This is a genomic window from Delftia sp. BGA-UO-ETr-SB1, from assembly GCF_059567865.1.
Genome location: NZ_JCAQOW010000004.1, coordinates 1,334,102 through 1,346,443, shown reverse-complemented (window position 1 = coordinate 1,346,443; position 12,342 = coordinate 1,334,102). Strand labels below are relative to the sequence as shown.

Below are 12,342 nucleotides of genomic sequence, written 5' to 3'. Positions count from 1 at the left end.
CCATATATGCAAAACATTTTTATCGGTAAAGGTAATCTCGGTCAGTCGCCCGATCTGCGCGTCATTGCCGGAGCCAACGGCGACTTCGAAGTAGCGAGCATGCGCATCATGTTTGGCCGCTACGCCCGCAACAAAACGACAGGTGATGTCGAGCAGGTTGGAGGCTTCTGGAGGGAAGTGGAAATCTATGGTCAGAAAGCCCGGGATGCTGCCCGCCTACTGCGCAAGGGCAGCCGCGTCCTGGTGTATGGAGAGGAGCGGGACTTCATGGCCAAGGATGCGGCAACGGGCGCTGAGGTGCAGGTCATCAAGATCGTCGCTGAAGACATCGCCCTCCAGTTGTCGCGTGTGAAGAGCATCGAATTCGAGTCGGCTCGACGCCAAGCACCAGAGCCCGTAGGTGAGCAAGAAATGTCGTCCGCCGCTTGAGCAGCTGGTTTAGGCCTTAGTAGCAACTGAAGGAGAGAGCTTTGAAAAGTACGAGTCAACCAGCAAGCTACGAAGAGCTGTGCGTCCTGGACGACGGTCAGTTCTATGTAGTTGTCGTCAAGAGTGCAGGCCAGCGTGAAGAGGACGCTTCTGCATTTTTGCTGATGCGCGAGACTGGCGCCGCCAAAGATCCATGCGTTGGCAGCGCGATACAAGAGCTCGATGGCGCCTGGAATACTCGAATAACTGTCACATACGATGAGGTCTCTGAGACGGATTCCATTCATGTCGGCGATTTCGATAGCCGTGTTGAGGCCATTGTTTTGATGTGGCGCCGACGGCATGAGTCAAGCTATTTCCCGGCGCAATAATTAATTTCTCCTAGTGACGCATTTGCGACCGCCAGCCTATATAAGCTGTCACAGGAGTGGGTGGTGAATTCAAGTTGTTGCAACGAGTTAAATCGTAGACCATTGATTCAAGATGGCCGTTTGGTTGAGTCCAACTGGGACGATTTCTGCAATGCCATATTCGAGAGAAATATCATTGAGTATGGCGCATCATTTGATCAATTTATTCTGATGGCCTGCGAAGAGTTTGATGCCGCGATAGCTCTTCTCCCTGTGCCAGTCCATCCGCAAGCAATAAAAATAGCCAGGAACTGGGGTTATGAATCTCCTGAGATGCGGCGTTTGAGAATAGATGAATTGAAGGAGCGTGGGCATTACCCCATTGAGAAGCGACCTAATATAGACAAAGTGGAGTGGGTGATCTGATGGCTGATCGTCAGAGCAAACCTATGCATATCGGTCCAGTTACCATCACGCCCCCGGACCTGCTTTTGCAGGCTGCCTTTGACGGGCTCAGGGTTGGCTTGCAGCTCACGCACGTGCCAGGTCTGAAGCGGCCCTTGGCTGCCTACGATGCCTGGTGGTGTGCAGCACGGCGCATGTGGATGCTTGATGTCAATGATCCGGCGCGCGTCGAGCAGATCCTGCAGCATGCATACGCCGGTCAGTTCGTGGACTTGGAGCGCCTCGATGTGACGCTCCGGGCCGCAATGGCAGCCCCGCAGCAGGACTACTTCAAGCAACTGCTCGACGTACAGGTCTTCCCGCTTGCGAAGGGTGATCTCAGCCGTGGCCGGCATGCCGTCAGCTTCACATACGACCCGCTGTGCGTGCGCGCCATGCGTGCCCTGGGCGGCTACTTCCACAAGCATGCATCCGCCTGGCAGGTCAGGGCCACACCGCAGGAGATCCAAGAGCGCCTGAAATCGATTGCTGGGGTGGAGCCCGAGTTCGTGTTTGTGCACGAGCAGCCTGTCGTCATTGAGGAACTGGCGAGCACTGGCAACCAAGGCTCGCCCATCAGCGTACCGTCCGCGCCACCCCCCAGCGGTGGTGGGTCTGGCACAAGCGAGGAGGAGGGCAGTGGCTTCCTCTCGACGGAGCGCGGCCATGTCGCTGATTTGCCCTATGACGCTGTGGCCCTGGCCAGCATGGTCGCGTGCGGCACGCTGCGCGACTACCAGGCCGAGGGCGTGGTCCACATGTTGCGCCAGTCCGGCGCTTGCATGGGCGACGACATGGGCCTGGGCAAAAGCCGGCAGACCGTGGTTGCCTCGCGCATGGCCGCTGGCAGCGGCCGTGTGCTGATCGTGTGCCCTGCGTCGCTGCGGCTGAACTGGGAGCGCGAGATCCGAATGGTCTACCCGGACGCCCGAATCGGCATGGTGGGCGAGGATCGCATGGCCACGCTGCAGGGCTGCGATTGGGTGATCGGCAACTATGAGCGCATGGGCGGCCTGGTGCGCGAAACAGGGCTGGATTTCGCGGTGATGGCTGTTGACGAGGCCCACTACCTCAAGGAGTACCAAAGCGGGCGCACGCGCAACGTCTTCCTACTGGGCGCGCGTATCGAGCGCTGCTATGTGGTCACGGGAACGCCGCTGTTGAACCGGGAAGTCGAGATGCACACGCTGCTGCGCATCACTGGCCACGAGCTGGGACACCTGACGTTGGCGGATTTCCGCAAGCGCTTCGCCGGTGCGCCCGAGAAGCGTGCGGCCCTGGCCGAGGCGATCAAGGGCTGGATGATCCGCCGCAGCAAGTCGGTGCTCAAAGACCTGGGCAGCAAGGAGCGGCAGATGCGCTACCTGTCGCCGGCGGAAGGCTTGGATGTCTACAAAGAGATCTACGGCGACATGAGCCTGCAGGCGATGCCCAAGATCGTGCGTCTGCGCAAGGCGCTGGAGACGCTCAAGATCCCGTTCCTGCTCGAGACCGCAGAGGCGCTGGGCGAGGACGACAAGCTCATCATCTTCTGCGAGTACATGAGCACCGTGGAGGCGCTGAAACAGGCCCTGGAAGCGATGAGCATGCGCAGCGTCAGCCTGGTAGGCGCAGACAGCGCCAAGCGCCGCCAGGCTGCTGTGGATGCCTTCCAGACCGATGCTGGGATCAAGGTGTTCATCGGCACCACCATGGCAGCCGGCGTGGGCATCACGCTGACGGCCGCGAACATCGTGGCCTTCGCGTCCATGCCATGGACCCCAGCCCTAATGCGCCAGGCGGAAGATCGGGCGTACCGACTTGGGCAGAAGAGAGATGTCCTGGTGCTGGTGCCCGTGATTCCGGGAACCATCGACGAAGGAGTTCAGGCGTTGCAGGAGAACAAGCGCACGACCGAGGAGGAGGTCATCGAAGCTGCCAAGACAGCGCTTCCCACGGCACAGCGGCAGATGCTTGTGGTGGTGCCACCTGAAGTGGTTGAGGAGCAGGCGGCGCTGTTGGTGTGAGGTCATGCTGCAACGTCCACCTGGCTGTAAAGATCGGCCAGCGTGGACGCGTCCCCCCCGCCCCCTTGAGGGGTGCAACTTCCAGCAGTACAGATGGCTTGACCAGAGTGAGGCAAATTAACGGAGAAGCGGCGATGACGGCTTCAGCGCCTGCAGCTGCGGAGAACACCAGGGCGATGCAGTGGGTCAAGAGGCATGCGCAGACAAAAGAGTCTGCCATTGGCATAGCACCGGTTTTTATCCATGCCGCCACTTTCCTTGATGTGGTGCCAGGTCTCGCTCAGCAGGTAGCCAGGATACCGCTGGACGGCTAAACTCAATGTAATTCGTTCATAACAAACAATTGCAAGAGTGGCAAAACCCCCAGTAATCGAGGATAAGCAGATCGAGCATCTGCTCAAAGCGACGGCGGCATACAGCCGCGTTCCGCTGCGCGACACCGCATTGCTCCTTACGCTCTACGGCACGGCCATGTCGGTCACGGAACTGGCCACCATCACTGTTGGCGACTACCTGGATGCCAAAGGCAACGTGCGCGTCACAAGCGCAGTGCGCGTCGAGGTGGCCCACAACGGCGAAGAGCGCCCGCTTTTCTGGTCGAACAAGCGTGTGGTGTCAGCACTTGATGCCTATCTCACCTGGCGCGTAGAACGCAATCACGGCGTCACGGTGAAGAAGGGTGCCTACCGGGGGCTCGATTCAGAAAGCGCGTTGTTCCTGACCGAAGACGGTGGAGCCTATGCGCTCACCAAACGAAAACTCCCTTCTGGCGTCTGGAGCTATTCCTGCAACACCTTGGGGGCCTACATCTCGCGCCTGCATGCGAATGCTGGGATCGAGGGCGGGAGCGCCCAGTCCGCTCGCCGCACCTTCGCCGTGAAGCAGCATCGCCAGGGCCGCGACCTTGTGCATATTGCTGCCATTCTTGGGCACAAGAGCGTCAGCACCACGAAACGGCTGGTGGAGGGTGACCCGGTGCGATTGGCGGACATTGTTGCGAGGGCCGTATGACCACCCAGCAGCAATACCTGCGTGACGCGGCGTCCCTACTTGGGTTGACCCAAAAGGGCCTTGCTGAGCGCATGGGAGTTCCATGGTCAACCTTCGAGAAATGGCTTGCTCCCGAAGCATCTAAGAGCTTCCGGGAGATGCCTCAAATGGCGTGGCGACTAGTTCGAACCGTCATTGAGAAGGATGTCCTTGCCAAGCGTCTTGAGTCGTTGACAAGCCCCCCAATGGGGGGTAGTATCCGTCCTATCCCATCAGACGAGGACTACGACATGGACGATGATGAGTTTGCAACTTCAAAGCGCGACATTTTGATTTCTGAGTACCTGCAAGCTCGGGGTATTTACGGCATCGAAGACGCCCCCGACGACATGTTGGAAGCGGCCCATGCAGAGGCCGATCAAGTGCTCGGCAAAGGCCTGGACAACTAGGAAAGAGGATGACCCAAATGACCGGGCTGAAGAGATCAATCACCCGAATGGAATTTGAGCGCGAGCTGGGCCCGGAGACGCTTTCCGTTATGGACGCGATCGCTTTGCTTATCTTCGCAAGCCAAACCCTCCTGAGCACCGTTCCGACGTTTAAGGGAAGCGGCAACCCAGATCTGGACTTTCGGGCGGCGAAGCGTCGGGCCGATCCGATACTGAAGGCGTGCCGGGAGACTGCAGGTGCCCTTCAGACGACGCTCTTCCTTAAGGTGAAGGTTCGAGGTCCAAGGCTCGCGGCTGCACGCGAAAAATTCCTCCCAGAACTTGAGAAGGTGCTGCTCGATGCACGATGGCTAGAGGAGCAGGCGCGTGAGCACTCGTCTAACGACGTGATCGAGAAAACGGTGGTGCCAGCGCTGGAAAGCGTCATTGCGGCCTGGAAGGGCGGCGAGCTTACGCATGTAGCCTAGGAAAGCAGATGAATCTCAAGCAGCTGCACGAATGGGTCGGAAAGCTTCTCGACGCTGGAGTTGATCCGCAACTCGCCGTGACGTGCCTGGTGGACGGATGGCCCTGTGAAGTGTCGGATGCGGCCTTGGCAACTGGAGAGTTCAAGGGAGATCCGTCGCCGCAGATGGTAGCCTTCAGCCAGTCATCAGGGCACACGCTGTTACTGGTGCCCATCGGTCAAGACCAGGCCGAGCTATTCAACCAGGGCGAAGCGGGGCTCCCCCCGAGCCATCTCGAATGCGAACTCCCGGTCGAGTTCCCGACCTATGACAGCACCAACTGAGCACGTCTTGCGCAGCATCGCCCGAGTTGCAGCCAGGAACGCTTTTCGACAGGCGCAAACCGCTGATGCGCAGCTGCTGGATGAAGCCAGGATGACGGACCGTTTCAGCTGCACTGATGCCGAAATGCTTGTGCTGCTGCGTGCCGAGCTGGCCCGCATTCAAGGCCAAAGTCGCGGTGGTCATGTGACTGCAGTACGTCGCAGATTCACCAAGAGCTTATGAAGGAAAGCATCATGGCGCAAACAGCAGGCCTTTGGCCCTTCACCCAGCTAATTTTGGAGCAAATAGAGCTTCTTGGGGGCAAGGTGCTCAAGATCGAAGCTCATGACGAAGACGACCAAGAGGGATCAGATCTTCTTTGGGGTTCATTGACTCCCGAGCTCCAGTTGTCGGAAGGCGAATATCTACAAGTCTCGATGGAGTTTGAGCGGGGCTATTCAGCGTTTGGCATGCGAGGCTGCAGTGGCGGTGACTCAACTTGGAGTGATCGAAATCACATGTTCTTAACTGCAGAGAATGCGGCACTTGTTGCAGGCGACTACATGCATCAATTTTCGCGCAACATCATCTAGGAAAGCAACATGAGCAGGACTCTCGACGCGATTCGGAAGCTGGCCTGGGTGTCGGCAGTAGATGACGAGCGCGATGACGGCAGCTCAATCATCGTGACCCTGCGCATGGACTACGAGTTCTGCAGCGAAGATCCTGGCTGCGGCGTCAAGGGTTTCAACACGGTTGCAGAGTGCCGTGCCGGTACTGCTCGCCGTGATGTTCAACTCAGCTCGCCTGTAGGCGTGAAGTGATCGGAAAGCAGAAAGTCAATCTTATGAGAACAAAGCTCAAGCGAGATCCAGAAACTCAAACTGTGGTGATTACTCCAGTTTTCACCTGCAGCATCTCCCCAGGCCACCACACAGCGCAAGGTGGAGTTGGCGAACATATCTATCAGATTCTGGGACGTTGGACTGCCACTAATTTTCCTGACCGCTCAGTGTTGAGGGTTCAACAAACTTCAATGACGACTTGGATGGCTGTACTGGACGGCAACAGCACAGTTGAATTCACCATCATCATCTAGGTCGAGGAAAGCCGACATGAAGATCATCTCTCTCCATCACGACCACATTACATCGGCTGAAAGCGACGATGGGCTTGTGACAGCTCTCGCTACTGCGACGACGCGTTTGTATGGCAATGACACACTGCGCTGCAACACATCCGGGAAGTTGATGTGGCGGGGTGAGTATCTCGATGCCAGCGGCAAAGTGGACGGCACGAAAGTGCCTGCACATATCTGGGCATCTGCTGTGGACCTGATGCACGAGATTGATGCACATAACGGTGCAGCAGAGGACGCTGCGGCAAAGCGGGCGCACCAAATCCAAGAGTCCCGCGTCACAGCCACCAGCGAGCGCATCGCGGCAGACATGAATCGTGCGGATAGCGATCTGTAAGAGGAAGAGCTGGGCATGCATAAAGTGCTTTGCGACGAAGGTTGGAAAGGCTAAGCGTTTTGGTTGTTGCGATTGATCAAGGCAGCAATCAAGTTGAAAGGTTTCAGGATGAAAATTAGAGCTTTGTATTTTGAAGATGTCGGTCCGTTGGGCTCGCAGAGCATCGATTTTCTCAATGATTGGGATGACCGAATTGAATCGCGCACGTTGTTGTCCGGTCCCAACGGCTGCGGAAAATCTACGGTGCTGCGTACCGTAGCAATGCTGTGGGAAGCGTTGGGCTATTGGCTGGACCACCGCAAGGCGCTACCCAAAAGCAGCATCCCGCGTGAGTGGCTGCAGCGTTGGGGCGGATGTGCTGTGGTGCTGACGGATGTGCCCGCTCCCGGCGAAGTGGTGGGCCTAATATTTGGTGATTCAACCTGGTGCGAAAGTATGCGCGCCAAGCATGCTGATGTTGCGTGGTTGGGTGAGAGTGTTGCTCGAACTGGTAAACCAGGTAACCCCAAGCGCGAAGTTTTCATGCCTTCAGAAGACTGGGTCATGGCATGGTCTGAAGCGCGCAAAAGAATGATTCTGTCGTTTGACAAAGTCGAAATACCCAATGTCGTATTTTTGGATGCAGAAGAGCGGCGGTGGGTCGCTGCGCGCCGTAATGTGGGCGAGCATTCTGCGGAGTTGCCTGGCCGTAGGTGGTTGCCCAAATACCAAGCTAGTGAGGACTGGAAAGACCAGCTAGAAGCTTCTCTCATTACGCTCAAAACGACACAACTGCGTAAATACCATGAAGTCATTCGGCTGTTGAACACCTTCTTGTCGGGCAAGGAGATCGACCCGAACATTCAGCTAGGTGACAGTCGCTTGCGGGTGAAGCTAAGTGGAAGACGTGGGCAATCACACGGTCTTGATGATCTGAGTGCCGGTGAGCATCAGGTGCTCATATTGCTGTACTTGTTGGCCCGGTGGGCGGAGCCTGGGGCTGTGATATTGATAGATGAGCCGGATCTGTATTTGCATCCGTCTTTGGTAAATGGCTTGTTGTCCAGCCTGGAGAAGTTGGTGACGGACATTGGTGGGCAGCTCATTATTACATCCCATCAACCCGACATCTGGCAGCGTTATGAGGCCTCAGGCATGCGCATTGAGCTGGGGAAAGCCCTATGAGCACTGTGCAAGAGCGTATCGACGAGATCAAAACCCAGTTCATTGGGGTTACAGGGCGGCGCGTGCTGCTGGTGGAGGGCGCAGATGATGTTGATGCCTTCCGGATCTTCTTGAGCCGCAAGTTTCCTACGTGGGATATTAAATGGCATCTCGCCTCAGCAGGGAGCAAGGCGGATGTTGTCAAGATGCTCAAGAAGGAGGCTGGATGGCTAGGCTTGGTCGACCGTGATGAGTGGACCAATCATGAAATTCAGGAGAAGCAGGCGGAATGTAATAATCTGACTGTGTTGCCACGCTTTTGCCTAGAGAGTTATCTCATTGATCCTGCCGAGCTTTGGGCTGCTTTCCCAGAAAAGCAGAAGGTGAAAATAACGGGTGGAGAGAATGAATTTCGTACCAACATACTTGAGACTCTGAACGACTGGGTTCGACATGCAGCGCTGTGGCATGGGGTGCGTCCGCTATGGCGTCAGCTTCGCCAACACGGCTTTCCTGATTCGGTTTTGGCCAATCCGCCGATGCCGGATGATGCCGCTTTGCGGGCAAAATTCGCCCAGTGGCATGCCACGTTGGATGCAGATACAGTTTTAACTGGTGTGCATGACTTGGAGACCAGTCTTAAAGCTGAAGAACTCAGTACCCTTTTCGCCCAATGGATACACGCAAAGATGTTCTATACGGAGGTTGTGCATAAAACATTGAATGATCTACTGGGCCAAAAGGATGCCAAAGATCGGCGTGTTGCGATTCTTCGCACCCGCGCGGTTCCAGCTGATCTAGATGTGCTTTGGCGGGCAATGGGTTTGCTGCCATGAGTCAACAACGTTGAGAACGTCACCGAGAATAGTATTTGTAGATGTACGCTCGCTCAATTAAAGGTTAAAAGAGATGAAAAATGCGATTCCGAAGGATAGCCGCGAAGTGGTCGAGATGGCTGATGTTCTCAAGCAGCGCGTGATCAAAGGCCAGCCATTGGTGGTGACGGGCAAGGTGGATGAATCCGTGGCCAAGTTGCATGCAGAGACGGTCGATGGTTTGCTGACTAGCACTGGGCGATCAGTCACCGTCGTGCACATCTCCAACTGAGAGGAGGCCAATGCTACTAGCCCTTTTGAAAAGCTCGGTAGTCGTCACCTTGCGATGAACATCACAGTTTGTATCGTGGTGCTGATTATTTATCACTGGCTTGCTGCACTTTTGAACTATCAGAACATTTAATAAAAAAGGCTACCGAAGTAGCCTTTATTTATGCGATAGCAAACTGCGTGCGATCCTTGTCCTTGATCCAGTCCGGAGGTTTTCCGCGTCCTGTCCAGGTCTTGCCGGTGGCGGGATCTCGAAACTTTGGCTCGCCGGTAGAAGTCTTGTATGTGCGCTTTGCAGTGAAGATATCTTCTGCAGTGAGGCCGTAGTCCGCCACAAGGCTCCGAACCTTCGCAACTACATCACTGACTTCCTGTTTGCGAGCGGCTTGAATCTGGGCTTCCAGTGCTTCCCGCTGGGCGAGAAGTTCTTTGTATGTGGTGCTCACGGTGTTCGCCTTCAAAGTTAATGAAGCCTAAATGATAACTAAATTTCAGATGGGTTGTTGATATTAAGTTTGTTGTGGTTATTACGTATTGGTGGCTCCTATATCTTAAGCTTTCGCTAGTAGTTCAGAGTTGCTACAATTAGTCCGTGACCGCTCGTCGAGCACCACGCAGCGTCTGAGCCCTTGTGAGACGCGCGCCTGCAGCTGCAGGCAGGGCACACCTCTTCATCTTCCCACCGGGACCAACGAGTCCCAGCTGGGGGTCGTTGTCCTTCACTCGAAAGCAACGACATGTCCTCATCCCCCCGCAAACCCCAACAAGCCGCATCCGCCTTTGTCAGCGCCTCCCAGTGGGACGCCAAACATCTGGCAGATATGGTTTCACGGGTTCAAGATCCCCTGGTCGCTGATATTTTGATCGGGTTGCTCGAAGAGCATCCCGATCTGAAGATGCAGTACCTGGGTGTCTACACCAAGGCCTGGGAAACTCTGCGACGAGCAGAGCAGATCCGGGAACGAGCTTACGAAGCAGGTCAGAAGTACGTAGAGCGGCGCCACAAGGTCGCCAAGTGCGTGACCTGGTCAGTGGGACTCTTGCGTGATTTCTATCGCCTTGTGCGACAAGAAATCCAAAAAGCTCGTGCTGAAACAACTGTGAAACAAGCTGAAAAACCTGCACCACTTAAGCCGCAAGGCGATAACGTGATCTGCCTTCCAATGGCTCAACGGCCAACTGGAACGGACTGCTAAGCCTTTTGGCTTCAAACGAATCCCATCATCGAGCATACGCTCGTTGGTGGGATTTTTACTGTGTAGTTTCCTTTGTATATTGGAGATTGAAAATGATTAAAGCTGAAGAATTGGCCAAGGGATTGATATCAAAGAATAGTAACGCCAGGAAGACTCAAGCAACTACCATCATGCGTTTGATCGGTGGGCTGCGAAATTTTAAGAATGGCGAGCTTGAGTTGGATGCCAAAGAGTCCCTTGCTATCGTGGAGGCAATCTCTATACTGGAAAAAGGCGCTCAAATCCTGAAAAAAAACAGCAAAACTCAGGCTTGAAGATGAACAGCGTAGAGCGAAGCGACGTGCAGAAGTAGAGAAAGCTGTGAATGCTAGCCTCTTTGCTAAGCTGAATACAGTTGGCGAGCATGTGGCACTTTTAAGTATTATGGACTTCCATAAAATCGCCTGGTTCAATGACGACAGGTTAGGCGTTTTGTATTTATATCGTGATTGCCATAAAGACTGTCTGAAATCTATGGTTGATAGCATTGCTTATAGGACTGAGCCAGTTGCCGAACAGTTGGATAGAGCCTGGAGCAATTTTCAAGAAAAACTTCCCACTCTTAAGCAGAAGCATTCAGCTTTGATCTTGCGGATCACGGACTTGCTGGAGCAGGACAAGGCTGGGCTGCAGGAAACTGTCAACCGCATTTGACTTGTTGAAAACGGTCTGTTAGCCTTCTTTTCGTGAACCGCCGCAAGGCACACAGTGACTGAGCTCTTTCTAGTCACAGCATGGTCTCCCAAGGACCATGTAGAGCATTTTTTGTAACCCGGATGGGGACCAGCTGCCCCATCCAGACCTCGCGGTCCGGTGCGTGCATCTGCGCTCCCTTTCCACATTCTGGAAACTTTGGAGATCACCATGCAAGCATCGAACGCACAACGCGAGTATTTCAACCTGCACACCAACGGCGTCGGCTATTTGAGCCGTGTCCGCTGGGTTACGCCGCAAGGCCGTGGCCGCAAGTCTGAGCCTTTCCTCGCATGCGCCATCAGTGCGTTGCGTGGGAGCTCTGATTCTTCCGACACGACCTACTTCGACCTCCGCGTGAGCGGTGCCGAAGCGATCGGCTTGATCGAGAGCATGAAGCAAAGTGTGGACGAACGTCGCAAGGTCACTGTGACCTTCCGCATCGCCGACACCTACCCTCATGTCTACGAGCGCGATGTGCGCGACCAGGAAACCGGACGCCCCACGGGGCATAAGGAAATGGCCGCGCTCATCAAGGGCCGCCTGATTCTCATCTATTCGATTTCGGTCGATGGGGAGTCGGTGTACAAGCGCAGCGCAGATGGTGCTGAGCCTGCAGGTGAAGATGCTCCTCGTGAGCATGAACCGCAGGGTGAAGGCTTCTACCAGGACGAGTCCTGGCTTGAAGACCAGCAACAGCAGCAGCCGCGCCAAGCTCCACAGCATGCGCCGCAGCATGAGGCCCCCCGGGGCGCTCAGCAGCAGCGTCCTGAAAATGTCCAACGGGCGGGCAGCGCCTCCCAGGGCTATGCTCAGCCGCGTCAAGCAGCCGCTCCGGCCGCTCGTGGCCATGGCCCCTCGGCATATGCTCGTCGTCCAGCACCGCATAGCGGAGCTGGCTACCGAGAGCCTGCCGGTCAGCGATAAGCTGAACTAGCGCCAACCAGCCCCTGTCCTGCATCGCAGGGCAGGGGTTGTTTTTTGGCCCAGATTTACAAGTTTTGCGCTATGCTCAAGGCTTCCAAGCGTTTGCAGGTATCGCTCAAACCTGTGGCCACTCTGTGGCAAGGCATGTGAGCTCCTGAGACATGCACGCCCTCGGGTTGGAGCACTTTGATTTTGCGCACCATCTCGTTGACGCACACACTTCGCCGGTGTGCGAGATCACACAGCCGGCTGACTGGAAATCTCCCGGAACATCCAACCAGCACTCCATGCGTTCGCGTGTGGAGTGTTTTTTTTCACCCATGGG

20 protein-coding genes are annotated in these 12,342 nt (G+C 55.7%); 19 read left to right on the top strand and 1 reads right to left on the bottom strand.

Going from position 1 to position 12,342, the window contains the following annotated elements; all coding sequences use genetic code 11:
• Positions 1-6 precede the first annotated feature (6 nt).
• From AC57B5_RS06685 to AC57B5_RS06615, 15 genes are all read left to right on the top strand, one after another.
• On the top strand, positions 7-429 hold the full coding sequence (locus tag AC57B5_RS06685) for a single-stranded DNA-binding protein (protein WP_496399080.1): 423 nt from the start codon (positions 7-9) through the stop codon (positions 427-429).
• Positions 430-470: 41 nt separating this feature from the next.
• A complete protein-coding gene (locus tag AC57B5_RS06680) occupies positions 471-800 on the top strand; it encodes a hypothetical protein (protein WP_496399079.1) in 330 nt (109 codons plus the stop codon).
• Positions 801-863: 63 nt separating this feature from the next.
• A complete protein-coding gene (locus AC57B5_RS06675) occupies positions 864-1,205 on the top strand; it encodes a hypothetical protein (RefSeq protein ID WP_496399078.1) in 342 nt (113 codons plus the stop codon).
• Positions 1,205-3,229 (top strand): DEAD/DEAH box helicase, encoded by a 2,025-nt coding sequence (locus tag AC57B5_RS06670; protein ID WP_496399077.1) that lies wholly within the window; start codon positions 1,205-1,207, stop codon positions 3,227-3,229. Before AC57B5_RS06675 ends, AC57B5_RS06670 begins: the two co-directional genes overlap by 1 nt.
• A 351-nt stretch (positions 3,230-3,580) precedes the next feature.
• Positions 3,581-4,240, top strand: a complete 660-nt coding sequence (locus AC57B5_RS06665; protein ID WP_496399076.1) for a tyrosine-type recombinase/integrase — start codon at positions 3,581-3,583, stop codon at positions 4,238-4,240.
• Positions 4,237-4,668 (top strand): hypothetical protein, encoded by a 432-nt coding sequence (locus AC57B5_RS06660; RefSeq protein ID WP_496399075.1) that lies wholly within the window; start codon positions 4,237-4,239, stop codon positions 4,666-4,668. Before AC57B5_RS06665 ends, AC57B5_RS06660 begins: the two co-directional genes overlap by 4 nt.
• Before the next feature lie 8 nt (positions 4,669-4,676).
• Positions 4,677-5,135 carry a hypothetical protein gene (locus AC57B5_RS06655; RefSeq protein WP_496399074.1) on the top strand — a complete coding sequence of 153 codons (459 nt, stop codon included), beginning with the start codon at positions 4,677-4,679 and terminating at the stop codon, positions 5,133-5,135.
• 8 nt (positions 5,136-5,143) lie between these two features.
• Positions 5,144-5,458: a hypothetical protein gene (locus tag AC57B5_RS06650; RefSeq protein WP_496399073.1), complete on the top strand. Its 315-nt coding sequence runs from the start codon at positions 5,144-5,146 to the stop codon at positions 5,456-5,458.
• Positions 5,459-5,465: 7 nt separating this feature from the next.
• A complete protein-coding gene (locus tag AC57B5_RS06645) occupies positions 5,466-5,681 on the top strand; it encodes a hypothetical protein (protein ID WP_496399072.1) in 216 nt (71 codons plus the stop codon).
• Positions 5,682-5,692: 11 nt separating this feature from the next.
• A complete protein-coding gene (locus AC57B5_RS06640; protein WP_496399071.1) occupies positions 5,693-6,031 on the top strand; it encodes a hypothetical protein in 339 nt (112 codons plus the stop codon).
• A gap of 9 nt (positions 6,032-6,040) precedes the next feature.
• Positions 6,041-6,262: a hypothetical protein gene (locus AC57B5_RS06635; RefSeq protein ID WP_496399070.1), complete on the top strand. Its 222-nt coding sequence runs from the start codon at positions 6,041-6,043 to the stop codon at positions 6,260-6,262.
• A 291-nt stretch (positions 6,263-6,553) separates the two neighbouring features.
• Positions 6,554-6,913 carry a hypothetical protein gene (locus AC57B5_RS06630; protein WP_496399069.1) on the top strand — a complete coding sequence of 120 codons (360 nt, stop codon included), beginning with the start codon at positions 6,554-6,556 and terminating at the stop codon, positions 6,911-6,913.
• Positions 6,914-6,979: 66 nt separating this feature from the next.
• A complete protein-coding gene (locus AC57B5_RS06625) occupies positions 6,980-8,077 on the top strand; it encodes an AAA family ATPase (protein ID WP_496399068.1) in 1,098 nt (365 codons plus the stop codon).
• Positions 8,074-8,892 carry a hypothetical protein gene (locus tag AC57B5_RS06620; protein ID WP_496399067.1) on the top strand — a complete coding sequence of 273 codons (819 nt, stop codon included), beginning with the start codon at positions 8,074-8,076 and terminating at the stop codon, positions 8,890-8,892. The genes AC57B5_RS06625 and AC57B5_RS06620 overlap by 4 nt, the downstream gene beginning before the upstream one ends.
• 73 nt (positions 8,893-8,965) lie before the next feature.
• Complete coding sequence (locus AC57B5_RS06615) at positions 8,966-9,163, top strand: hypothetical protein (RefSeq protein WP_496399066.1); 198 nt, start codon at positions 8,966-8,968, stop codon at positions 9,161-9,163.
• 160 nt (positions 9,164-9,323) lie between these two features.
• Here AC57B5_RS06615 and AC57B5_RS06610 read toward each other — a convergent pair whose 3' ends face one another.
• Entirely contained in the window at positions 9,324-9,608 is a 285-nt protein-coding gene (locus AC57B5_RS06610; RefSeq protein ID WP_496399065.1) for an H-NS histone family protein, read from the bottom strand.
• Positions 9,609-9,899: 291 nt separating this feature from the next.
• Here AC57B5_RS06610 and AC57B5_RS06605 point away from each other — a divergent pair, with 291 nt between their 5' ends.
• The 4 genes from AC57B5_RS06605 (at position 9,900) to AC57B5_RS06590 (ending at position 12,017) form a co-directional block, all read left to right on the top strand.
• Complete coding sequence (locus AC57B5_RS06605) at positions 9,900-10,358, top strand: hypothetical protein (RefSeq protein WP_496399064.1); 459 nt, start codon at positions 9,900-9,902, stop codon at positions 10,356-10,358.
• 92 nt (positions 10,359-10,450) lie between these two features.
• Positions 10,451-10,672: a hypothetical protein gene (locus AC57B5_RS06600; protein ID WP_496399063.1), complete on the top strand. Its 222-nt coding sequence runs from the start codon at positions 10,451-10,453 to the stop codon at positions 10,670-10,672.
• 46 nt (positions 10,673-10,718) lie between these two features.
• Positions 10,719-11,051, top strand: coding sequence for a hypothetical protein (locus AC57B5_RS06595; protein WP_496399062.1), 333 nt, complete (start codon positions 10,719-10,721; stop codon positions 11,049-11,051).
• Positions 11,052-11,261: 210 nt separating this feature from the next.
• The gene (locus AC57B5_RS06590; RefSeq protein WP_496399061.1) at positions 11,262-12,017 is read left to right on the top strand and encodes a DUF3577 domain-containing protein; all 756 of its coding nucleotides are present in this window, start codon (positions 11,262-11,264) and stop codon (positions 12,015-12,017) included.
• Positions 12,018-12,342: the final 325 nt, after the last annotated feature.